The following is a 20,978-nucleotide window of genomic DNA, read 5'->3' as shown; positions in this document are numbered from 1 at the left end:
GACCTCGACGGGGGCGGAGCGGGTGTGGTCGGGGGCGAGGCGGCCCAAGGTGATGGTGCCGCCGATGGTCAGGGCGCCGGCCAGGATGGCGGGGATTGCGGTGGACGGGCTTGCCGGAAGCGGTTCACCGAGCAGGATCGCTCCGGCCAGAACCGATGTGATCGGGTCGATGACCTGTACGCCCGCGTACGCGATCCCGAAGTACCCCACCGCGTACGAGCGCTGCAGCAGCACCACCGCGCAGACCAGCAGCACCGGCACAGCAAGGGTGAACCAGTGCAGCAGCCGGCCCCACTCCCCCTCCATGCCGCCGCCCACCACGCGGACGAAGGTCGACACGCTCGCGGTGACCGCCCCGGCGCCCACCGCGAGCAGCAACGCCCGGCCAGGGCCGTGGACGCGGCTCGCGGCCACCTGCGATATCAGAACGATCACGCCGATCACCGCCAGGAACCCGAGCGCGGCGCCGTTGCTCAGGCGGGGCGTCACGTCGTGCTGCGGCACCAGCAGCATGAGCCAGAGCAGGCCCACGGCCACCGCGATCGAGCCGAGAATCTCCGCTTTGTACGGCCTGCGCCCGTACATGAACGCGGCCAGCGGCACGGCGAACACCAGCGTGGCGACACTGATCGGCTGGACGGCGACCAACGGGGCGAAGCTCAGCGCCACGGCGTGCAGGCAGGCGCCGGTGAACCCGATGATGCCGCCGATCCACCAGCGCGGGCGTCTCACCAGCTTGAGCGAGGCGCCCTCGGCCACAGCCTCGTACTGTTGCAGGGCTGCGCCGAGCGCGTATCCAAGCGCTCCCACCAGGGCGATGATCAAGCCGACCCAGGTCATGATCGCCCACGCAGGGGTATGGATCCTTCCAAGAGCATTGCTCCAGCTTAAGAGGCGAACGGAGCCCTGGAATCATACTTTTGGCGGATCATTGGCGAAATAACGCCCGCAGCCAGCACGAACATGTGGCTCAGGACGGCGGCGAACTGGGGCCCGACTACGTCAGGATCGCTCGGGGCAGACGCAGAACAGGTGGCCGTCCGGGTCCTGCATGACGATCCAGTTCACCCCGTCCTCGCTCACCCCGGGCTGGAACTCGGGCTTGGTCGCTCCCAGGGCGACGTACTCCTCGACCGCCTTCTCCACGTCCGGCACCCGGAAGTCCAGGTGGAACTGCTTGTCCGAGCTCGGCCAGGACACCGGCTTCCGGTCGGGGACGCGGCCGAAGTAGATGCTCGTGGTGCCGTCGCCCACGGCCGCGTACTCGTCCTCGGCATACTGGATGTCCCAGCCGGTGATCTCGTGGTAGAACTCGGCCAGCTTCTTGGGCTCCGCGCAGTCGATGGTGACCGCCAGCAGCCTCGCCTTTGTCGTCATGAGCTCAGCGTTCCAGGCATACCTGCCACCTGCTGTCAGGTAAGGAACATCGTCTGCGTCGCCGGTTGCGGCCTGATCCTGCGATTCGCGGCTCGCGGTGAGTTCAGCCCCGTCGCGTGGCGGCTGTGACGCGCCTGAGGATGCGGTCCCACTCCGTGCCGAACGGGTTGTCCTGCACCAGATAGGTCCACGTCGCCGCGGGCCGCTTCAGGTCCGGCTCCGGCGCCTCGAACGCCTCCAATGACCGCCGCTCCACCTCGGCCTGCAGCGATTTGTACTCCGCCACGGCCTCCCGGTGGAACTCGTCGATCGGGCTCATCCGGCCCAGCGCCCGCAGGTGGATGCCCTCGCGCAGGTCCGTCAGGAACGCCAGGTGCTCGGTCCAGCAGGTGTCGATGGCGTGCAGGACGATCTGCCGGGCGGTCTCGTCCCTGGTGTCCTCGAGGAGCGACTCCCAGCGCTCGGGATCGGCCGCGGCCAGAGCGTTGGCGGCGGCGTCGCCGTGCAGGACCTTGTCGCGCCACTCCAGGATCAGCTCGCGCTGGTGCTCCAGCAGACGGGTGTAGCGCCACGTGTTGCGGTGGATCTCCAGGTTGACGCCCTCGGCGACGCGCTGGGCATGGCCCACGAGGTATGCGCCGCGCCGGTGGCGAACGAGGCCGTCGGGGTCGGCGGCGGGCGGCCGCTCGTCGGGGACGAACTGGGTGATCAGGTCGTCCAGCATGCTGACGAAGAAGACCGAGCCCCCGGGGTCGCCCTGGCGGCCCGCGCGGCCCCGGAGCTGGTCGTCGAGGCGGCTGCTGGCGTGCCGGCCCGAGCCGATCACGTAAAGGCCGCCCAGCTCGGCGACGCCCTCGCCGAGGCGGATGTCGGTGCCGCGCCCAGCCATCTGGGTGGAGACCGTGATCGCGCCGCGCTCGCCCGCCTTGGAGATGATCGCGGCCTCTTCGGCGTCGTTCTTGGCGTTGAGCACGACCGGCTCCAGGCCGCGGCGCTGCAGGAGCATGGCGAGGTTCTCCGACTCGGCCACGTCGAGCGTGCCGATGAGGATGGGCCGGCCGGTGGCGTGGACCTCCTGGATCTCCTCGACGAGCGCGGCGTCCTTGTCGGGGACGGCCGGGTAGATGCGGTCCGGCTCGTCGTTCCTGACGCACGGGCGGTTCGGCGGGATCACGGCGACCTTGAGCCCGTAGAACTCGCCGAGCTGCTCGCTGACGGCCACGGCCGTGCCGGTCATGCCGCAGATCTGCGGGTAGCGGCGGATCAGGCCCTGCACGGTGATCGAGTCGAGGATCTCGCCCTTCTCGCTCGGCGGCAGCGTCTCCTTGGCCTCCACGGCCGCCTGCAGCCCGTTCGGCCAGCGCTGCAGCAGCGCCACCCGGCCGCGCGACGGGTTGATCAGCTGGACCTTGCCGTCGCGCACGATGTAGTCGACGTCGCGGGCCAGCAGCGCGTGGGCGTGCAGGGCAAGGTTGAGCTCGGTGAGCGTGCCGGGATCGTGCTCGTCGTAGAGCTCGACGCCGAGGATGTTCTCCACGCTGTCGGCGCCCTTGGGGGTGAGGTAGACGTTGCGCGCCTGCTCGTCGATCTCGTAGTGGTAGCCGCGGACGAGCTGCCTGACCAGCACCGCCATCTCGGGCACGGCGCTGCCGGGGTCGGCCGCGCCGGCCATCACCAGCGGCACGCGGGCCTCGTCCACGAGCACGGAGTCGGCCTCGTCGATCAGTGCCACCTCGGGCGCGGGCACGATGATCTCGCTCGCGTCGGTGCGCAGCCGGTCGCGCAGCACGTCGAACCCGATCTCGCTGACCGGTCCGTAGGTCACGTCCTTCGCGTACGCCGCACGCCGCTCGTCCGGCGAGGAGTTCTGCCCGATCCAGCCCACGCTGACGCCGAGCGCCTCGTAGAACGGCCCCATCCACTCCGCGTCGCGCCTGGCCAGATAGTCGTTCACCGAGATCACGTGAACGCGCTTGCCCTGCAGCGCGTAGCCCGCCGCGGCCATCGCGCCGGACAGCGTCTTGCCCTCGCCGGTCGCCATCTCGGCGACCTTCCCGTCGAGGAGCGCGAGGGTGCCGAGCAACTGCACGTCGTACGGCCGCAGCCCCAGCCTCCGGTCGGCGGCCTCCCGCGCGACGGCGCAGAACTCTGCCAGATCGTCCATGCCGGGCTTGGGCAGCTCGTCCAGCTTGCCCACCCGGTCGGCACGGTCACCGGCCGCTTTGACGATCTTCTGGTAGGGGGTCAGGGGCACCCCGCCCGGACGATCCAGGAGGTTCCTGAACATTCCCTTTATTGAGGCCACAGTTCCTCCAACGCACGCTTCGCCGACACCGTTCCCTCAAGGAAGGGATGGGAGCGGAGCGACGGTAGGCAAGCGCCGCCGTACGGACCTTAGCTCATCCGGCGGGCTGGGCCGTCACAACCGCTCCCGCCCGAGTCAGCCCGCTTCGGCCCGTACCGCCAGGACCGCGACCGCCGCGAGCAGCAGCACGCACCCGGACCAGGCGAGCGGTGTGAGCCGCTCGCCGAAGAGCACGACGCCGAGCAGGGCCGCGCCCACGGCCTCGCCCAGGGAAATGATCGACACCGTGGTGGCGCGCAGCGCGGTCAGGGCGCGGAAGAACAGACCGTACGCCAGCGCCGTCGGCACCGCGCCCAGGTAGAGCAGCAGCGCGGCGGACGTCAGACTCAGCTCCGGCACCACCCCCTCCGCCAGGGCGAACGGCGCCAGGCACGCCGCGCCCACGACGAAGCCGCCGAGCGCCGTACCGCGCGGGTCGTCCCTGTGGCGGCGGGAGAAGAGGGTGACTCCGGCGTACCCGGCGGCCGAGACCAGGGCGAAGGCGATGCCGGCGACGGAGGACGCAGGTGCGGAACCCGCTGCCTGCGACAGACCGCTGGACGCGGCTGTCGTACTGGCCTGCAGCGCGGTCTCGGCCGTGAGCAGGACGAGCCCGGCCAGAGCGGCGGCCAGCGCGGTGAGCGCGATCCTGCCGAGACGCTCGCGCAGCAGGAAGCGGCTGCCGAGGGCGGTGAAGACGGGCGTGGCGCCCATGGTGACCACCGTGGCGACGGCCACCCCCGAGTGGGCGATCGAGGCGAAGTACGCGGTCTGGTAGACGGCCATCCCGGCGCCCACCGGCAGGACCCGCCAGCTCAGCCGGCCGGTGAACGAGGAGCGGGGGGCGAGGGCGAGAAGGAACGCGGTGCCGAGGAGGTAGCGCCAGAGGGACACGCCGACGGGGCCGAGGCCGCCGGATTCGAAGAGGAGGGAGCCGGCGGCGCCGCCGGTGCCCCAGGCGGTCGCGGCCACGGACACGTAGACGGCGCCCCGCCGGGCGGAGACATGGGTCATGACAGGAGTTCTCCGAAGGGAGTGGTTGGAAGAGGGCCCGGTAACGCGGGCAGCAACCACCCCCGGATCTGTCAGACCCGGAAATATCGCGAAAATGCCGCCCGCTACTGGGCGGGCGGCGGGGAGCAGATCAGAAATCGCGGCACAGCCCCACCCTAGCGCCACGCGGCCGTACGGATCTCCTGGATATCCACGGCTTGCGGGTCTCCTGGATCTACGGCTTGCGGGCCACGCCGCCCAGCAGGAGCTCCTCCCAGGGCGCGAGCGGCCCCGGGATGCGGTCGTCGGGACGCCATTCGGGGAAGTGCACCACGCCCGGTTCCACCAGCTTCATTCCGTCGAAGTAGGCGGTGATGGCCGCCCGCTCGCGGAAGTACCCGGTGCCCATGGTGGCCTGGAGCAGCACCTCCAGGGCCTTCGCCTTGGGACTGGCGGAGGAGAGGAAGTTGGAGGCGGCGAGGTAGCTGCCCGGCGGCACCGCGGCCAGGTAGCGTCTGATCAGCCCGTGCGGGTCGTCCTGGTCGGAGAGCAGGTGCAGCAGCCCGATGGCCAGGATCGCCGTGGGCTGCGACAGGTCGATCAACCGGGTCAGGGACGGGTGCCCCAGCACGGCGTCCACGTCGCGGGCGTCGGCGGTGATGGCGTCGGCGTACGCGTTGCCGTTCAGGATGGCGCGGGCGTGCGGCTCCACCATGGGATCGATGTCGACGTAGAGCACCTTGCACCTGGGGTCGGCGAACTGGGCGACCTCGTGCGTGTTCTCCACCGTGGGCAGCCCGGAGCCCAGGTCGATGATCTGCCGGATGCCCGCCTCGCGGACGAGGAAGTCGGCGACCCGGCCGACGAAGGCGCGGTTGCACCAGACGAGGTCCACGACCTCGGGCACCGTGTCTTTCAGCCGGCGGGCCACCGAGCGGTCGGAGGCGAAGTTCTCCATGCCGCCGAGCAGGGCGTCGTGCAGGCGGGCCACGCTCGGCTGCTCCGGGTCGACGCCGGGCGGAGCCCACTCGTGTCCACTGTCCCCACTCACCTGGCCCCCTTCGCGAGGTCGGTCCGTGACGCGGATGGTATCCGGACCCGGGCCCCGAAGCCCGGCTTGGCTGGCTGTTGTCAGGAGAGTCAGATCAGCTCGTAGGGCGACCTGCCACGAGCACCCTGAGCGCGGGCGCGGCAGGACAGGCCGAGAGGGTGCGCTCGACCACTTACTGGGCGATTTTACGGCCACATGCCGGCAAGCGCGCTGCAAGGTTTAGCGGGACCTGCCCGGGTAGCGAGAGCCTGCCCGAGAAAGACGGAAGAAGAGAGGAAGAGAGCCCCGATGGAGCTCTGGAACTATCGTCCTGACGTCTATGATCGCGGCCAGAGTCTGGACCTGGTGGGCTACCACGTGCAGGCGACGGACGGGAGGATCGGGTCCGTCGACGAGGCGACGTACGAGGTCGGCGAGAGCTACATCATCGTCGACACCGGTCCTTGGATCTTCGGCAAGAAGGTCTTGCTCCCGGCGCAGGTCGTCATGAGCATCGACCCTCAGGAGCGCGTCGTTCACGTCGCGCGCACCAAGGCCGAGATCAAGGACGCGCCCGAGTTCGACGAGGGTACGTTCAAGGAACCCGAGTACCGCGCCCGGATTGGGGACTACTACGGCCGGCTCCCCGGGTGACCTTGTCGTGCCGTGAAGAGAAGGGCCGCGTCCTGCGGGGCGCGGCCCTTCTCTTCACGTCATCAGGGCCACTTGGGCTCGCCGGACGGCTCGACGGGGCCGTTCAGCACGCCGAGCCGTTCCAGCAGGGTGATGAACGTGCTCGCGTACGGCGAGTCCGCGACCACGGCGGCCACCCGGGGCCAGTCGACCTGCTCGCGCAGCGCGCGCACCTGGGCCAGCAGCGCCCCGTAGTCGCAGGCATGCTCCGACAGCGGCAGCAGCCACGTGATGACCAGGTCGGTGGCCTCCAGCACCGGAACGATCACCGCCGACGCCTTCAGCGGCTCGGCCCGGTCGAGCAGCTCGTCGGTGATCGGCAGGTCGGACACCCGGTAGATCAGGTCCACCAGCCGGCCCTCGTCGTACGCCTTGACCAGCCAGTCCTCGGGCGGCTTGGCCGTCTGGAAGCCCAGCCCGCGCAGCGCCTCCAGCGCCGCAGGCACGTCGTGTTCGGTCAGGACGAAGTCCACGTCGTGCAGCGAGGGCGCCGCGCCCCTCGCGTACGCGGCACAGCCTCCGGCCAGCGCGAACTTCACTCCGGCATCCTTCAGCCCGGAGCTGGCACGCTTGAGCGTGTCAAGGATGGCGTCGGTGACCGCGTGGCCATGGCTACTCATGAGATCGGGCTACCCAGCCGATGGTCGAGTAGGCGTTGAGCGCGCGTGGCTGAGGGTAGCGCCATGCCCTATGACGGAAATCCTCCGGAAGACCGAGCAAGCCTACGAGGGCGATCATGACCGCCCGCTCGGCGGCTACGCCGGCATCCTCGGCGCGTACGGCGGCACGGTCGCCGTGGCCGCCGCCGTTGCCGCACTGGCCGGCCGGCGGGCCCCCGACCGCATCGGGGTGATGGACCTGCTGCTCATGGCGGCGTGCACGCACAAGGTGTCGCGGCTGCTCGCCAAAGACCCCGTCACCAGCCCCCTCCGCGCGCCCTTCACCCAGTACGAGGGCCAGGGCGGACCCTCCGAGGTGGAGGAGCGCCCGCGCGGCGCGATCGGCGAGCTGCTCGCCTGCCCGTTCTGCGTCGCGCAGTGGGTGGCCACCGGGTACGCCGCCGGCCTGGTCCTGGCCCCCAAGGCCACCCGGCTCGTGGGCGCGACGATGACGGCGGTGGCGATCTCCGACTGGCTGCAACTGGCGTACGCCAAGCTCATGAAGTCGGCCTCCTAGCCCGAAGGCGAGCCTCCGGCGTGGGCCCCGATGCGGGCTGGGGCTCACGCCGGACCCATCGCGAGAGGGCACGGCGTCAGCGCCGGTCGGCCCGGCGGCGGAAGGCGGTCAGAGCGGTGGCGGCCGTGGCGCCGGCCAGGGCGAGGAAGGCCTGGCCGCGGTGCTGGGACAACCAGAGCTGCGGGCTGCGCCCATGGGAGCGCCGGTCGAACGCGCCGTGGGCGCCGTAGTCCGTGGTCTCGTCCGCCGGCTCCCACAGGTTCGCCACGCCGCTCGGCGGCTTCTCGTCCGTCTGCTGGGAATTGATGGCGGTCCTGGCCACGTATCGGTCCACGAGCGCGGGGGCCACGCGCTGCGCCAGGAGGGTGGCGACCGTGGGGGTGCCCACCCAGTACTCCTTGCGCTCCGGATGCTCGGCCGCGTACAAGATGGCCCTGGCCGCCACCTCCGGCTGGTAGATCGGCGGAACCGGCTGCGGGTGGCGGCGGAGCTTGGACAGCACCCAGTCGAACTGCGGGGTGTTGAGCGCGGGCAGTTGGACCAGGGTGATGTGGATGTTGCTCCGGTCGGCCAGCAGCTCCGTGCGGACCGACTCCGTGAAACCCTTGATCGCGTGCTTGGCACCGCAGTACGCCGACTGCAGCGGGATGCCGCGCTGCGACAGCGCCGAGCCCGCCTGCACGATGGCGCCCGCGTTGCGCGGGCGCATGAGGTCCAGGGCCACCTTCGTGCCCCAGACATACCCCAGGTACGTGACCGCGGTGGTGCGCTCGTACTCGTCTGGGGAAATATCGGTGAATTTCGCGAAGACGCTGGAGAAGGCGGTGTTGATCCAGACGGAGATGGGGCCCAGCTCCGCCTCGATCCGTTCGGCGGCCTGCCGCACCTGGTCGTAGTCCGCCACGTCGGCCTCGTACACCTGGCCGGTGCCGCCCGAGACCCCCACGTCCACGGCCGCGGCCCCGAGGCCGGCCGTCCCGCGTGCGATCAGCGCCACCTTGGCGCCCCGCTCCCCCAGCTCGCGTACGACTGCGCGCCCGACCCCGCCGCTCGCACCCGTCACCACCACAATCCGCCCGCGAAGTGGTACCACGTCGAGATCAGCCCGCCTCTCCGTTGTGTCGTTCCTTCTGGCGTCGTACGGCCAGCACGATGTCGATCAGCGTGGCCACGGCCAGCGCGACGGCGACCCCCGTCATCACCGGGGCTCCCACGATGATCCCCAGCACCGTGAACGCGAACAGGAACACCAGCAAGAACGACCCCACCCTGATGTGCACCACGTCGCGCGGTGTGGCGGGCACCATGGCGTGACCCTTGCGGTCCCGCTCCTCGTGCCACTCTCCCTTATCTGACATGCCGCCCATCTGCCCGTCCCGTTTGTCGCCTAACGTCCCGGGTAGCGCGCCTTTCGTGGCCGAGCTGCATCCCAGTGACCAGAGCGAGCCGGGGATCGCGCGCCGGCGCCGCGGGCGCGGGTTCGCGTATGAGGGGCCCGGCGGCCACCCGGTGCGCGACCGCGGCACACTGGCGCGGATCAAGGCACTGGCCATCCCCCCGGCCTGGACCGACGTGTGGATCTGCACGTCGGCCTGCGGACACCTGCAGGCCGCCGGCACGGACACAGCGGTCTCAGAAGTCGGCATGAGATCGCCATCACACGCCGGGCGCCGCCAGTACCGCTACCACGACGTGTGGCGCGAGCAGCAGGACCGGGTCAAGTTCGACCGGGTGCTGGAGGTGGCCGAGCGGCTGCCGGCGTTCAGGAAGGCCGTGGACGACCAGCTCGACGGGCGCGGCCTGACCCGGCAGCGGGTGCTGGCCGCGGCCGCTCGCCTGCTCGACATCGGCTTCTTCCGCATCGGCGGCGAGAGCTACGACACCTATGGCCTGGCCACGCTCAGGATGGAGCACGTCACCTGCGCGAACGGCATCGTCACCTGCTCCTACCAGGCCAAGGGCGACGTCCAGCGCGAGGTCGAGGTGGCCGACCCGGGGGCGTGCGCGGTGCTGCGGGCGCTGAAGACGCTCGGCGTGGACGGCGAGCTGCTGCGCTACCGGCACCAGGGCGGCTGGGCCGACGTCAGGAGCGAGGACATCAACGACTACCTCCGCGAGACCATCGGGTACGAGGTCACCGCCAAGGACTTCCGCACCTGGCACGCCACGGTCCTGGCGGCCGTGGGGCTGGCGGTGTCCAGGCAGGCAGGGACGGAGGGGCGTACCAGGAAGAAGCGGGCGGTCACCCGCGTCATGCGGGAGGTCGCCGAATACCTGGGCAACACCCCCACCGTGGCGCGGGCGTCGTACGTGGATCCGCGCGTCGTGGAGGCGTACGACCAGGACAGAACCATCGCCGCGGTGCTGACGGAGCTGGGGGCGGACGCCGACTTCGGTCAGCTGGCCACGGCTGGGACGGTGGAACGCGCGGTCATTGACCTGATTCGTACCGTTTGAGCTGTTCAACCCCGGGCATGCGGCGACAGAAGAAGGAGGCGAGCGATGGAAGCTCCGCAGTACGTCGCGGCCCGTGTCCAGCAGGCGCTGGCCGAGGACGCACGCACGCACGAGCTCGGAATCCGCGTCGACATAAGAGGCGACCAGCTGTTCCTGCGCGGCCACGTGAGCGGGGCCGAGCAGCGGGAACGGCTCGCCCAGGTGGCGCACGAGGCCGCGCCCGAACTTCGCGTGCACAACGAGATCCAGGTCGTGGAGTACACCGAGCCGGGGGAGGGAGAGCACCTTGACTGACCTGCGCATAGCGGCCGTCGGAGACATCCACCTCGGCGAGGACCAACGCGGCCAATACCGCAAAAAACTCGAGGGCATCGAGGACCGCGCCGACGTGTTCATGCTCACGGGGGACCTGACCCGGCACGGCACGCTGGAGGAGGGCCGGCTGGTGGCCGACGAGCTGCGCAACCTGCAGATCCCGGTCGTCGCGGTGCTCGGCAACCACGATTACCACTCCGACCTGCAGTACGAGATCGCCGCCGAGCTCCGCGACGCCGGGGTCATCGTGCTCGACGACGACGGCGCGGTGATCGAGTGCGGCGACCGGAAGCTGGGCGTGGCCGGCGGGAAGGGGTTCGGCGGCGGGTTCGCCGGCAAGTGCGCGAGCGAGTTCGGCGAGCGCGAGATCAAGAACTTCGTGGCACACACCCGCTACATCGCCGAGGCGTGGAAGGTGGCGCTGAAGGAGATGGTGGCCGACCAGCGCGTGGTGCTGTCGCACTACTCCCCGGTCAAGGAGACGCTGGAGGGCGAGCCCCCGGAGATCTACCCCTTCCTCGGCAGCTACCTGCTGGCCGAGGCGGTCGACACGGCGGGTGCCGACCTGATCCTGCACGGCCACGCGCACAAGGGCAGCGAGAAGGGCATGACGCCGGGCGGCATCCGGGTGCGCAACGTGGCGCTGCCGGTGCTGGGCCGGGCGTACGGCGTGTACTGCCTCGAGAACGCCGCGCTCTGAGCCGGCTCGGCGGGTGCCGGCTCAGAAGGCGGTAATTACGATATTTCTAGAAAGCAGGGAACCGCTGGACCGTTCTCGGAGGATCGGTCCAGCGGCGGATATGGACGGGGAACCGGATGGCCGGCGCCCCTAGACATTGAAGATGCTGACTCCGCCGGGCCCCACCAGGAACCCGAGGACGATCAGCACGATCCCCCAGAGAAGGTCGCGCCGAGCCAGAATCACGTAGATCCCGGAGATGACGAGTATTACCGCGATGATCCAGAGCAAGGTAGCCATGGTGCTGCAACTGCCCTCAGGGTCAGCCCCGTAACATGTTTTTCCTTGCCATAAGGGGCAGGGAAAACATTATGACGACATTCGGTTATTTCCTGTCGTGCGAGGAACACGGCCCGAAAGAATTGGTACGGCAGGCCAAGGCCGCCGAACGCGCCGGCTTCGAGGCCCTCTGGATCTCCGACCATTTCCACCCGTGGCTCGACGAGCAGGGCGAGTCCCCGTTCGTCTGGTCCGTGATCGGCGCCCTGGCCGAGGTCACGTCGCTGCCGATCACCACCGCCGTGACCTGCCCGCTCGTCCGCACCCACCCCGTCGTCATCGCCCAGGCCACGGCCACCACGGCGGCCCTGACCGGCGGCCGCTTCCGGCTCGGCGTGGGCACCGGCGAGGCGCTCAACGAGCACGTCACCGACTCCCGCTGGCCGCCGCTCAGCGAACGGCTGGAGATGCTGGAGGAGGCCGTCGGGCTGATGCGGGAGCTGTTCACGGGCAAGCTGGTGACGCACAGGGGCCGCCACTACAGCGTGGACACCGCCCGCCTCTACACCCTGCCGGACGAGCCCGCGCCCATCATCATGTCCGGGCTGGGCGAGAAGTCGACGGAGCTGGCCGGGCGCATCGCCGACGGCTACATCTCGACCGCGCCGAACCCGGAGTCCGTCCAGCGGTTCCGCCAGTCGGGTGGCGCCGGCAAGCCGGCGCTGGGCGGGCTCAAGGCCTGCTACGCCACCGACCAGGCGGCGGCCCGCAAGACCGTGCACCGCCTGTGGCCCACGCAGGGCATCAAGGGCGAGGCGTCGCAGCTCCTGCCGCTGCCGCGGCACTTCGAGCAGCTCGCCCAGATGGTCACCGAGGACGAGGCCGTCAACGGCAGCCCGGTCGGCCCGGACCCCGAGGCGCACGCCCAGGCGATCAGGCAGTACGTGGACGCGGGCTTCGACGAGGTCTACATCAACCAGATCGGCGAGGAGCAGGACGCGTTCTTCGACTTCTACGAGCGCGAGGTGCTGCCCCGGGTCCGCTAGGACCTCGTCGGGACGGGAGCGCCGGGCTGCCGGCGGCCTGAGTTAAGCGGGCCGTAAGGGGTAGGCGGCGTGAAACCGTCTCGAGGAGGCCATGATGCCTGAGCGCGATCTTCAGTACCTGGCCGAGCTGGCCGCGCAGCTGCGTGTCGACTCCGTACGGGCCGCCGCCGCAGCCGGCTCCGGCCACCCGACCTCGTCCATGTCCGCTGCCGACCTGATGGCCGTGCTGTTCGCCTGCCGGCTCCGCTACGACTTCGCCGACCCGGGCAACCCGGCCAACGATCACCTGATCTTCTCCAAGGGGCACGCCTCTCCCCTGCTCTACTCGCTCTATAAGGCGGCAGGGGTCATCGATGACGAGGAGTTGCTGTCGTTCAGGAAGCGCGGAAGCCGGCTCGAAGGACATCCGACCCCCCGGCTGCCCTGGGTGGATGTGGCCACCGGGTCGCTCGGGCAGGGGCTGCCGATCGGCGTCGGGGTGGCCATGTCCGGGCGGCTGGAACGGCTGCCGTACCGGATCTGGGTGCTCTGCGGGGACAGTGAGCTGGCCGAAGGGTCGATTTGGGAGGCCGCGGAGCACGCCGGGGAGGAGGGGCTGGCCAATCTGACCCTGATCGTGGACGTGAACCGGCTCGGGCAGAGGGGGCCCACCCGGCACGGGTGGGACACCGGGGCGTACGCGCGCAGGTTCGGCGCGTTCGGGTGGCACACGATCGAGATCGACGGGCACGATCCCGGGCAGATCGACTTCGCTATGGGAGACGCGTGCAACACCCGGCGGCGGCCCACCGTGATCCTGGCCAAGACGCGCAAGGGCGAAGGGGTCCTGGAGGTCGAGAACCGCGAGGGCGCGCACGGCAAGGCGCTGAAGGACGCGGACAAGGCCATCGAGGAGCTCGGCGGGCCGCGGAACGTGCGGGTCGACGTGCACCGGCCCGACGAGGCACCGGCGCCGTTCCGGTTCGAGGACGGGCCGCTGAAGCTGCCCGCGTACAAGGTGGGAGACGCGGTCGCCACGCGGACGGCGTACGGGGAGGCGCTGGCGGCGCTCGGCGCGGCCCAGGGCGACGTGCTGGCACTGGACGGCGAGGTGGCGGACTCGACCAAGACCGAGACGTTCGGGAAGGCGCTCCCCGAGCGGTTCTTCGAGATGTACATCGCCGAGCAGCAGCTCATCGCCGCGGCCGTCGGGCTGCAGGTGCGGGGCTGGAAACCGTACGCGGCCACGTTCGCGGCGTTCCTGACCCGGGCGCACGACTTCATCAGGATGGCGGGAGTGAGCGGGGCGTCGATCCGGCTGATCGGCTCACATGCGGGCGTGTCCATCGGGGAGGACGGGCCGTCGCAGATGGGGCTGGAGGACCTGGCCATGCTGCGGGCCGTCCACGGGAGCACGGTGCTCTATCCGTGCGACGCCAACCAGACGGCGGCGCTGACCGCCGAGATGGCGGACGTCGAGGGCGTGTCCTACCTGCGGACCACGCGCGGGAACACGCCGGTCATCTACGAGGCGGGCGAGCGGTTCCCCGTCGGCGGGGCGCGGGTGCTGCGGCACTCGCCCGGCGACCGGGCCACGATCGTGGCGGCCGGGGTGACCGTGCACGAGGCGCTGGCCGCGGCCGACGAGCTGGCCACGTCCGGGGTTCCCGTGGGAGTGATCGATCTGTACTCGGTCAAGCCCGTCGACTCCGCGGTGCTGGTCGAGGCGGCCACGACCACGGGCAACCTGATCACGGTCGAGGATCACCGGCTGGAGGGCGGGCTCGGCGACGCCGTCATGGACGCCGTCAGCGAGCTGGGCCCCCGGGTGGTCAAGCTGGGGGTGACGGGGCTGCCCGGTTCGGCGACGCCGGAGGAGCAGCTGGCCGACGCACGCATTGACCGCCACGCTATTGCCGCGGCGGTCAAGCGGTTGTTGTGAGTGACGGGGGGTCACCGCGCCTTGGCGGTGGCCTGCCGGTTGGCCTTCTTGATGGCGCTGACCAGCTCCTGCTTGGTCATCTTCGAGCGGCCCTGCACGCCGAGCCTGGCGGCCACGCTCTGCAGGTGCTCCTTGCTGGCGTTGGCGTCCACGCCCTCGGCCGTGCGGCCGGACCGGTCCGTGGCGCCCTTGTCGGAAGGGCCCTTGCCGGCCTTCGGCTCCCAATGGTCGCCGACCTTCTCGAAGGAGTGCTTCAGCGCGGCGAACGCGGTCATGTGGGCGCGCCGGCCCTCGCCGTACTGCTCCACGGCGTTGTCGTGCGCCTTGATCCACGTGGTCTGCGCCTTCTTCGGCGAACGCTTGATGGTCGACGGCAACTCTTCGACGCCTGGCATGCCGATTCACCTCCTACATCGGTGGTTCGTCGTAGTGGCGGCGGTCCTCGTACACGGTCGTCCTGCGGGTCTCAGGCTCCTCGTAGATCTCGTGGCGGTGCACCGGCTCGTCGATCGGGCCGACCGCCCGACGGGTGACGCTGATCCGGTAAATGCCGAACAAGAGTCCCACCAGCCCGCCGAGCATGAGGATGACCCCCACTACGTTGATGTCGAGGCCGGCGAGATCGAATTCGACGGCCCAGGTGAGGATCGCGCCGAGCATGATGAGGATGATGCTTCCGGCGATGGTCATCAGATTTACCTCCTTGACACGAAGGAACCTCTATCCACATGTCGAAAAACAAACCAGTCGTGGTGATCGGGCTCATGGGCTCGGGGAAGACGACGGCGGGCGTCCTGATCGCCGAGGCGCTGGGGCTGGCGTTCAGTGACAGCGACCCGTTCCTCAAGGCCAGGTACGGCGGCACCGCCGCGCAGATCGCCGCCCGCGACGGGGCCGATGCCCTGCACCGGTACGAGGCCGAGCACGTGCTCGCCGAGCTGGCCGGTGAGCCCAAGGTGATCGCGGCGGCGGCCAGCACGATCGAGGACCCGCGGGTGCGCGCGGCGCTGCGCGAGGCGTTCGTGGTCTGGGTGGACGCGGCCGACGAGGTGCTGGCCGAGCGGATGCGCTCCAGCGATCATCGGCCCGACTTCGATCCGGCGGCCATGCGGGCCCGCCGCGAGCCGTACTTCCGTGAGGTGGCGGACCTGGTCTGCGACGTGGGTGTCATGCGTCCCGAGCAGGTGCGGGACGCGGTGCTGCGAGAGCTGGACCTGCCCGCGCACCGGTGACGGAATGCCGGGGGATCTGGGACACTGACATAATGATCATGACGCGTGGGTCCCCCGAGTCTCGCGGGGGGCTTGTGACGTCCTCTTTCCGGACAACCAAAGCCCCGCGCCGCGCATCTAAGCATCAGTGAGTATGCGCTTGGTGCCCGGCGACCCCGAAAGGCTTGGCGGCTATTGGCTGGCGGCCAGACTTGGCGCGGGCGGGCGCGGCGTGGTCTACGACGCCTACGACGACGAGGGCCGCAGATACGCGGTCACGGTGCCGCGCGGGGAGGTGGCCGGGCGGCGGTTCGAGCGGGTGACCTGCCGCCACCTGGCGGAGGTGGTCGCCGTCGGGGCCGACGAGGGCGTGCCCTACGTGGTGAGCGAATACGTGGACGGGCCCGACCTGCGGCGGGCGGTCGAGCTGCACGGCCCGTACCAGGATGACGAGCTGGTCGCGCTGGCGGCCGCGCTGGCCTCCGCGCTTGGCGCGCTGCACGATGCCGGGCTGACGCATCGCGGGCTGAACCCGGAGAGCGTGCTGCTGGCGGCCGGCGGGCCCAAGGTCATCGAGCTGGGGCTGGCTGCCGCGGGGACGGTGGACGGCACGTTCACGTACCTGGCGCCCGAGGTGCTGACGGGCCAGGAGACGGGGGCGGCGGCCGACGTGTTCGCCTGGGGAGCCGTGGTGCTGTTCGCGGCCACCGGCCGCGACCCGTTCCGCGGGGAGAGCCTGGGCGGGGTCATGCACCGGCTGCTGACCGTGGACCCCGACCTGAGCGGCCTGCCGGAACCGCTGCGTGAGCCGGTCGGGCGCGCGCTGGCCAAGGATCCCGCCGACCGTCCCGGCAAGGTGGTGATCGAGAGCGCGGCCGAGCTCCGGCCGCCCGACGGGCACGCGGGGCCGCGCTCGCTCGGCGAGGTGGCCGAGAAGGCGTACCTTGCGCTCACCCCCGGCCAGCAGGAGCAGGTGCCCGGCCTGCTGCTGCGCCTGCTGGACGGCGACAGCCCGCACGACGAGGGCGACGTGCTGGGCCCCCTCATGGAGGCCGGCCTCCTGGTCCGCCGCAGCGTACGCGTCCCGCCGGCCGAGACCGCCGTCGGCAAGCTCGTGGCCGTCAGCGACGGCCGGGTGGCCCCCGCCAGCGCCGCACTGTACCGGGCCTGGCCCCGGCTGCGCGGCTGGGTGGTGGACGAGCGCGAGAGCATGCAGGTGCACCGGCGGATCCGCCAGGCGGCCGGGCACTGGTCGGAGCACCGGCGCGGCAGGAGCCACCTCTTCCGCGGCCAGGAGCTCGACACGGCGCTCGGCTGGGCCGCGACCAAGCGCCGCCACCTGCGGCTCAACCAGCTCGAACGCGACTTCATCAACGACAGCGTGGCCCTGTCCAAGCAACGCAGGAGGCTGCTGGTCCCGTCACTGGTGACGCTGGGCGCGGTGCTGGCCGTCGCGGTGTCGATGTCGGTGGTCTCCGTGCAGGGCCAGAACGAACTGCGCGGGCAGCTCGTCGAGGCGAACGCGCGGGCCGTGGCCGCCAGGGCGGAGGCGCTGCGGACGTCCGACCCGCGTACGGCGATGCGGCTGAGCGTGGCCGCGTGGCGGCTGTCGCCGGTGTTCGAGGCGCGGGCCGCGCTGCAGGCCTCGCTCGTGCAGCCGGAGCTGGGCGTGTTCACCGATCCCACTCCCGACTCGCGGGCACGCTACCTGCTGCGCGGCGACGAGCTGGTCAAATGGGACGCCGGTACGGTCACCGTCTGGGACGTCGCCGCCGGGCGGCGGGTGGCCTCGTACGCGCTGCCGCCGGGCAACGCGGCGCTGAGCGACGACGGGCGGTTCGCGGAGGCGGTCGACGGTATGCCGCTCGACGTGGCGACCGGGCGGACGCCGTCCTCGGGCGTGTACGCGATCAGCCGGGGCAACAGGACCCGGGTCTACCGGGGCGGCCAGGTGCTGTTCGAGGTCGCCGACCGCAGGGTGGCGCTGTCGGCGGACGGGGCGACTGCGGCGGTCTCGCGGCTGGACGGGCGGGTGGAGCTGTGGGAGCTGGCGGGCCGCACCAAGACGGCGACCATTGCGGTCCGGCCGCTGACCGGCCCGGACGCGGCGGCCCCTGCCCTGGCGTTCAGCCCGGACGGAACCGTCCTGGCGGTCGCGGGCCGCCAGGGGGTCACGCTCGTGGACCCGGTGAAGGCCGCGGCCGACGCCCTCACCCCGGACCGCCGTCCCACAGCCGGCCGCGGGGATGTCGCGGAGACACGTGACGCGGAAGGCTCGGAGACAAACGCGGCGGATCATGCGGAGAGGCATGCGACCGGTTCCGCGGAGCCGGGGGCGGCGCGTGAAGGCGACGGGATTGAGGCGCCCGATGTCCACCGCGCGGGGGCGGCCGGCACCGAGCGGCTGGAGGCGGTCCCGCCCGGGTCCTCGGCCGACGTCCCGGTCTTCAGCCCCGACGGCCGCCTGCTCGCCCTGCCCGGCGGCGGCGAGGTACGGGTGTGGAACGTGGCCGAGCGGCGGCTCGCCGGCTCCTACCCGATCAAGGACCCCCAGCCCGGCCTGGCGTTCTCCGCCGACGGGCGTTCGCTGCGCTACCTGAGCGGCACCGGCTCGGTCATCTCGCTCGACGTGTCGGGACTGCCCGTCCCGTCCGACGACCACCAGACGGCCGCCTTCTCCGGCAACGGCCGGTACGCGGCCAAGGAGGTCGGGGACGCGATCGAGCTCACCGACACCGTGGAGCGCAGGAAGCTCGGCCGGATCGCCGCCGCCGGCGACCTGGCCTTCGACACGGGCGGCAACCTGCTGGCGGTCGCCGGTGACCCGGTGACCGTGTGGGAGGTGCCCGGCGGCAAGCCGGTGACCTCCATCGACGCGGGCGGCGACGTGCTGGCCGTGGCGCTCTCCCCTGAGGGCGACCTGCTGGCCACCGCGCGTGGCCGGACTCTGGAGACGTGGGGCGTGCGCTCGGGGCGGCGCCTCCGGGTGTACGAGGGCGCGGGCGACCTGGCGCTGGCGTTCAGCCCGGACGGCACGACGCTGGCGGCCGGCGCCAGCCTGCTCGACCTGCGGACCGGCAAGGTGACCCCGCTCGACCTGCGCACCGCCGCCGCGGCCGGCGCGCCCGCGCCGGCCGCGCTCGCCTTCTCCCCCGACGGGCGCACGCTGGCGTTCGGGCTGGACGGCGGCCGGGTGCTGCTCTGGGACGTACGCGAAGCCGAGCGGCTGGGCACGATCAAGACGGGCACGTCGGAGGTGGACGAGCTGCGCTTCTCGCCGGACGGCGGCCTGCTGGCCATCGACGCCGCCCGTACGTCGCTGTGGGACGTGCGCACGCTGCGCGAGGTGGGCCAGGTCGGGTCGTGGGTCGCCGGGCTGGCGTTCAGCCAGGACGGCAAGCGGCTGCGCGGCGTGGCGCTGGACGGCACCGTACGCGAGAGCCCGGTCGATCCCGTGCTGACGGCGCGGGAGGTGTGCGCCAGGGCGGGCGGGCCGCTGAGCCCGGCGGAGTGGACGCGGCTGATCCCGGAGAGCGGCTACCTGGACGTGTGCTGACGGGCGACAAGCCGGCGACTCCTGCGCCGCCTCACGGCGCTGCTCGGCGGGACCACGCCGCGAGCGCGCGGTCTTCGGCTAGTCCTCCGGGTAGGTCTTGACCACCTTGCCCGCGAGGTTGGCGACCAGGTAACCACCGCGGTTGTAGTCGTCGGACACGTAGACGAGCAGCACCTGGCTCGGGTTCGCGAACGCGTAGTCGGCGTCCACGATCACGTAGTGCGTGGTGGGCTTGGGGACGCCCAGATCCTTGTCCGCCTTCTTGATGAGGGCGGGTAGAGCGTTCCAGTTGTACTTGTCCAGGTCCACCACAGGCCCGTCCACCTCGCCGCCGTTCCCGGAGCGGGTGACTGTGCCGTTGCGGTAGTCGTACCTGTCGTAGAGCTCCTTGTCCCCCTTGAGCGGCGCCTCGATGGAGGCATAGGTCGGGTACACCGTCATCCTGACGACCTTGCTGCCTCCGATGGCCGACTTGACCTTGACGATCAAGGCTTTCATGCCGGCGGTGGTCAGCAGGTTCTCCGGCTCGCTGCTCTCGCTCTCGCTCGGGGTCTCGCTCGGGGTCTCGGGGGTGACGCTCACCACCGGGGTGACGTTCAACGGATCCTCGCCGGCGGTGGTGACGGGAAGCGCGGCCGCGAGGAGCCGCCACACCAGCACGCCGATCACCACGACGGCCGCGACGGAGACCGCGCCCACCGCGTTGCGGGCGGCGCGGCGGGGGCGGCGCGAGCGCACGGTGCCCATCTTCGAGATCGGCGCCGCACCCCACGCAGGCGGCTGCGGTGCCGGGTGACCCTGCGGCGCCGCATGACCGTACCCGTGCGGCATCGTGTGTCCGGACATGGGCGGCGCCATCCCGGCGGGACCGGGAGGCGCCGTATAGGCGGAGCCGATCGGCATCGGCGCCCCGTGCCCCTGACCGGCGTGTCCTTGCCCGGCTGGCCCTTGCCCGACAGGCCCCTGACCGGCGAGCCCATGACTGGCAGGCCCCGGCATGGCAGTGCCCGGCATCCCCGTTGCCGCGCCAGGTGCGGCGGGGCCAAGGGGCGGCAGGGAGATCGGGCCGGAGCCGGGCTCGGCGGCCGAGGCCAGCATGCGGTCCAGGGTCTCGGCGTCGGGACGGGCGGCCGGGTCGCGTCTGAGCAGGGCGTGCAGCACGGGACCGAGCGGCCCGGCGCGCTCCGCCTGCGGCACGTCCTGGTTGAGCACCGCGGCCAGCGTCGCCAGCGTGGTGCTCCTGCGCAGCGGATGCCGCCCCTCCACGGCCACGTACAGCAGCATGCCGAGCGACCACAGATCGGACGCCGGATCGCCCTCGTGGCCGTTGATGCGCTCGGGCGCCATGTATTCGGGCGAGCCGATGAACGACCCGGTGGCGGTCAGGCTCGTGGACTCGCGTACCGCCGCGATGCCGAAGTCGGTGAGCACCGACCGGCCGTCCTCGCGCAGCAGGACGTTGGCGGGTTTGACGTCGCGGTGCTGGATGCCGACGGCGTGCGCGGCCCGCAGGGCGGATAAGACCTCGCGACCGAGCCTGGCCGTCTCCCCCGGCGTCATGGCTCCGCGCTGGAGGCGGTCATGGAGAGAGCCGCCGGTCACCAGCTCCATGACGATCCACGGGTAGTCGTGCTCGCCTGGGTCGACGATGTGGTGGATGGTGGCCACGTGCGGGTGGTTGAGGCGAGCGAGGGCTCGGGCCTCGCGCAGCACCCTGGCCCGCAGCTCGCGGGCGCGGGTCGGGTCGTTCTCGTCCATGGAGGGATCCGGTGGGCGTACCTCCTTAAGGGCGACCTCGCGGTGCAGGGCTGCGTCCCAAGCGCGCCACACCAGGCCCATGCCCCCACCGCCGAGCCTCTCCATCAGCTCGAAGCGGCCGTCGATCACCCGTCTGTGCATGC

Annotated in this window: 21 protein-coding genes; 9 read left to right on the top strand and 12 right to left on the bottom strand. The window is 71.2% G+C overall.

The features are described 5' to 3' along the window. From EJK15_RS26170 to EJK15_RS26150, 5 genes are all read right to left on the bottom strand, one after another. Positions 1 to 840, bottom strand: an 840-nt coding sequence (locus EJK15_RS26170) for a DMT family transporter (protein ID WP_138713115.1), incomplete at its 3' end; no start/stop codon positions are given. A gap of 162 nt (positions 841 to 1,002) precedes the next feature. Further along, positions 1,003 to 1,377: a VOC family protein gene (locus EJK15_RS26165; protein WP_138713114.1), complete on the bottom strand. Its 375-nt coding sequence runs from the start codon at positions 1,375 to 1,377 to the stop codon at positions 1,003 to 1,005. A gap of 103 nt (positions 1,378 to 1,480) precedes the next feature. Then, positions 1,481 to 3,664 (bottom strand): accessory Sec system translocase SecA2, encoded by a 2,184-nt coding sequence (gene secA2, locus EJK15_RS26160; RefSeq protein WP_138713113.1) that lies wholly within the window; start codon positions 3,662 to 3,664, stop codon positions 1,481 to 1,483. Between the two features lie 153 nt (positions 3,665 to 3,817). Then, entirely contained in the window at positions 3,818 to 4,735 is a 918-nt protein-coding gene (locus tag EJK15_RS26155) for a DMT family transporter (protein ID WP_138713112.1), read from the bottom strand. 214 nt (positions 4,736 to 4,949) lie between these two features. Continuing rightward, on the bottom strand, positions 4,950 to 5,765 hold the full coding sequence (locus EJK15_RS26150; protein WP_138713111.1) for an SAM-dependent methyltransferase: 816 nt from the start codon (positions 5,763 to 5,765) through the stop codon (positions 4,950 to 4,952). A 288-nt stretch (positions 5,766 to 6,053) separates the two neighbouring features. Here EJK15_RS26150 and EJK15_RS26145 point away from each other — a divergent pair, with 288 nt between their 5' ends. Next, positions 6,054 to 6,398 (top strand): PRC-barrel domain-containing protein, encoded by a 345-nt coding sequence (locus EJK15_RS26145; protein ID WP_138713110.1) that lies wholly within the window; start codon positions 6,054 to 6,056, stop codon positions 6,396 to 6,398. Positions 6,399 to 6,460: 62 nt separating this feature from the next. Here EJK15_RS26145 and EJK15_RS26140 read toward each other — a convergent pair whose 3' ends face one another. After that, a complete protein-coding gene (locus EJK15_RS26140; protein WP_138713109.1) occupies positions 6,461 to 7,057 on the bottom strand; it encodes a nucleotidyltransferase in 597 nt (198 codons plus the stop codon). 70 nt (positions 7,058 to 7,127) lie between these two features. Between EJK15_RS26140 and EJK15_RS26135 the strand changes: the two genes are divergently transcribed. After that, positions 7,128 to 7,613: a DUF1360 domain-containing protein gene (locus EJK15_RS26135; RefSeq protein ID WP_138713108.1), complete on the top strand. Its 486-nt coding sequence runs from the start codon at positions 7,128 to 7,130 to the stop codon at positions 7,611 to 7,613. Between the two features lie 76 nt (positions 7,614 to 7,689). Here the strand turns inward: EJK15_RS26135 and EJK15_RS26130 are convergent, their stop codons facing one another. Next, complete coding sequence (locus EJK15_RS26130; protein WP_138713107.1) at positions 7,690 to 8,706, bottom strand: SDR family oxidoreductase; 1,017 nt, start codon at positions 8,704 to 8,706, stop codon at positions 7,690 to 7,692. 7 nt (positions 8,707 to 8,713) lie between these two features. Continuing rightward, the gene (locus tag EJK15_RS26125; RefSeq protein ID WP_138713106.1) at positions 8,714 to 8,971 is read right to left on the bottom strand and encodes a hypothetical protein; all 258 of its coding nucleotides are present in this window, start codon (positions 8,969 to 8,971) and stop codon (positions 8,714 to 8,716) included. Between the two features lie 55 nt (positions 8,972 to 9,026). Between EJK15_RS26125 and EJK15_RS26120 the strand changes: the two genes are divergently transcribed. The 3 genes from EJK15_RS26120 to EJK15_RS26110 are packed head-to-tail and all read left to right on the top strand — an operon-like array spanning position 9,027 to position 11,085. After that, a complete protein-coding gene (locus tag EJK15_RS26120; protein ID WP_240777212.1) occupies positions 9,027 to 10,070 on the top strand; it encodes a DNA topoisomerase IB in 1,044 nt (347 codons plus the stop codon). 45 nt (positions 10,071 to 10,115) lie between these two features. Continuing rightward, the gene (locus EJK15_RS26115) at positions 10,116 to 10,364 is read left to right on the top strand and encodes a BON domain-containing protein (protein WP_138713104.1); all 249 of its coding nucleotides are present in this window, start codon (positions 10,116 to 10,118) and stop codon (positions 10,362 to 10,364) included. After that, entirely contained in the window at positions 10,357 to 11,085 is a 729-nt protein-coding gene (locus EJK15_RS26110; protein ID WP_138713103.1) for a metallophosphoesterase family protein, read from the top strand. The genes EJK15_RS26115 and EJK15_RS26110 overlap by 8 nt, the downstream gene beginning before the upstream one ends. Positions 11,086 to 11,214: 129 nt before the next feature. On the opposite strand, the gene EJK15_RS70855 is transcribed toward EJK15_RS26110, so the two are convergent. Beyond that, on the bottom strand, positions 11,215 to 11,364 hold the full coding sequence (locus EJK15_RS70855) for a GPGG-motif small membrane protein (RefSeq protein WP_165959640.1): 150 nt from the start codon (positions 11,362 to 11,364) through the stop codon (positions 11,215 to 11,217). A 71-nt stretch (positions 11,365 to 11,435) separates the two neighbouring features. Between EJK15_RS70855 and EJK15_RS26105 the strand changes: the two genes are divergently transcribed. Next, entirely contained in the window at positions 11,436 to 12,389 is a 954-nt protein-coding gene (locus EJK15_RS26105; protein WP_138713102.1) for a TIGR03557 family F420-dependent LLM class oxidoreductase, read from the top strand. Between the two features lie 91 nt (positions 12,390 to 12,480). Beyond that, entirely contained in the window at positions 12,481 to 14,310 is a 1,830-nt protein-coding gene (locus EJK15_RS26100; RefSeq protein WP_240777211.1) for a transketolase, read from the top strand. An 11-nt stretch (positions 14,311 to 14,321) separates the two neighbouring features. On the opposite strand, the gene EJK15_RS26095 is transcribed toward EJK15_RS26100, so the two are convergent. Both EJK15_RS26095 and EJK15_RS26090 read right to left on the bottom strand, forming a co-directional pair. Beyond that, positions 14,322 to 14,705, bottom strand: coding sequence for a ChaB family protein (locus EJK15_RS26095; protein ID WP_138713101.1), 384 nt, complete (start codon positions 14,703 to 14,705; stop codon positions 14,322 to 14,324). A 13-nt stretch (positions 14,706 to 14,718) separates the two neighbouring features. Further along, complete coding sequence (locus tag EJK15_RS26090) at positions 14,719 to 15,000, bottom strand: hypothetical protein (protein WP_138713100.1); 282 nt, start codon at positions 14,998 to 15,000, stop codon at positions 14,719 to 14,721. A 38-nt stretch (positions 15,001 to 15,038) separates the two neighbouring features. Here EJK15_RS26090 and EJK15_RS26085 point away from each other — a divergent pair, with 38 nt between their 5' ends. Continuing rightward, a complete protein-coding gene (locus EJK15_RS26085; RefSeq protein ID WP_240777210.1) occupies positions 15,039 to 15,542 on the top strand; it encodes a shikimate kinase in 504 nt (167 codons plus the stop codon). 133 nt (positions 15,543 to 15,675) lie between these two features. Continuing rightward, a complete protein-coding gene (locus tag EJK15_RS76405; RefSeq protein WP_171074540.1) occupies positions 15,676 to 19,077 on the top strand; it encodes a serine/threonine-protein kinase in 3,402 nt (1,133 codons plus the stop codon). A gap of 78 nt (positions 19,078 to 19,155) precedes the next feature. Here EJK15_RS76405 and EJK15_RS26075 read toward each other — a convergent pair whose 3' ends face one another. Then, on the bottom strand, positions 19,156 to 20,976 hold the full coding sequence (locus EJK15_RS26075; protein WP_171074539.1) for a serine/threonine-protein kinase: 1,821 nt from the start codon (positions 20,974 to 20,976) through the stop codon (positions 19,156 to 19,158). Positions 20,977 to 20,978 lie beyond the last annotated feature (2 nt).

It is taken from the genome of Nonomuraea basaltis (assembly GCF_005893125.1).
GTDB lineage: Bacteria > Actinomycetota > Actinomycetes > Streptosporangiales > Streptosporangiaceae > Nonomuraea > Nonomuraea basaltis.
This window is presented reverse-complemented; position numbering and strand designations above follow the sequence as displayed.

Bases quoted from the DNA above. Each gene is read 5' to 3' on its own strand.
- EJK15_RS26135 (WP_138713108.1), top strand. From the start codon at position 7,128: ATGACGGAAATCCTCCGGAAGACCGAGCAAGCCTACGAGGGCGATCAT.
- EJK15_RS26095 (WP_138713101.1), bottom strand. From the start codon at position 14,705: ATGCCAGGCGTCGAAGAGTTGCCGTCGACCATCAAGCGTTCGCCGAAG.
- EJK15_RS26100 (WP_240777211.1), top strand. From the start codon at position 12,481: ATGATGCCTGAGCGCGATCTTCAGTACCTGGCCGAGCTGGCCGCGCAG.
- EJK15_RS26145 (WP_138713110.1), top strand. From the start codon at position 6,054: ATGGAGCTCTGGAACTATCGTCCTGACGTCTATGATCGCGGCCAGAGT.
- EJK15_RS26155 (WP_138713112.1), bottom strand. From the start codon at position 4,735: ATGACCCATGTCTCCGCCCGGCGGGGCGCCGTCTACGTGTCCGTGGCC.
- secA2 (WP_138713113.1), bottom strand. From the start codon at position 3,664: ATGTTCAGGAACCTCCTGGATCGTCCGGGCGGGGTGCCCCTGACCCCC.
- EJK15_RS26165 (WP_138713114.1), bottom strand. From the start codon at position 1,377: ATGACGACAAAGGCGAGGCTGCTGGCGGTCACCATCGACTGCGCGGAG.
- EJK15_RS26115 (WP_138713104.1), top strand. From the start codon at position 10,116: ATGGAAGCTCCGCAGTACGTCGCGGCCCGTGTCCAGCAGGCGCTGGCC.
- EJK15_RS26125 (WP_138713106.1), bottom strand. From the start codon at position 8,971: ATGTCAGATAAGGGAGAGTGGCACGAGGAGCGGGACCGCAAGGGTCAC.
- EJK15_RS26090 (WP_138713100.1), bottom strand. From the start codon at position 15,000: ATGACCATCGCCGGAAGCATCATCCTCATCATGCTCGGCGCGATCCTC.
- EJK15_RS76405 (WP_171074540.1), top strand. From the start codon at position 15,676: ATGCGCTTGGTGCCCGGCGACCCCGAAAGGCTTGGCGGCTATTGGCTG.
- EJK15_RS26105 (WP_138713102.1), top strand. From the start codon at position 11,436: ATGACGACATTCGGTTATTTCCTGTCGTGCGAGGAACACGGCCCGAAA.
- EJK15_RS26140 (WP_138713109.1), bottom strand. From the start codon at position 7,057: ATGAGTAGCCATGGCCACGCGGTCACCGACGCCATCCTTGACACGCTC.
- EJK15_RS70855 (WP_165959640.1), bottom strand. From the start codon at position 11,364: ATGGCTACCTTGCTCTGGATCATCGCGGTAATACTCGTCATCTCCGGG.
- EJK15_RS26075 (WP_171074539.1), bottom strand. From the start codon at position 20,976: ATGCACAGACGGGTGATCGACGGCCGCTTCGAGCTGATGGAGAGGCTC.
- EJK15_RS26085 (WP_240777210.1), top strand. From the start codon at position 15,039: ATGTCGAAAAACAAACCAGTCGTGGTGATCGGGCTCATGGGCTCGGGG.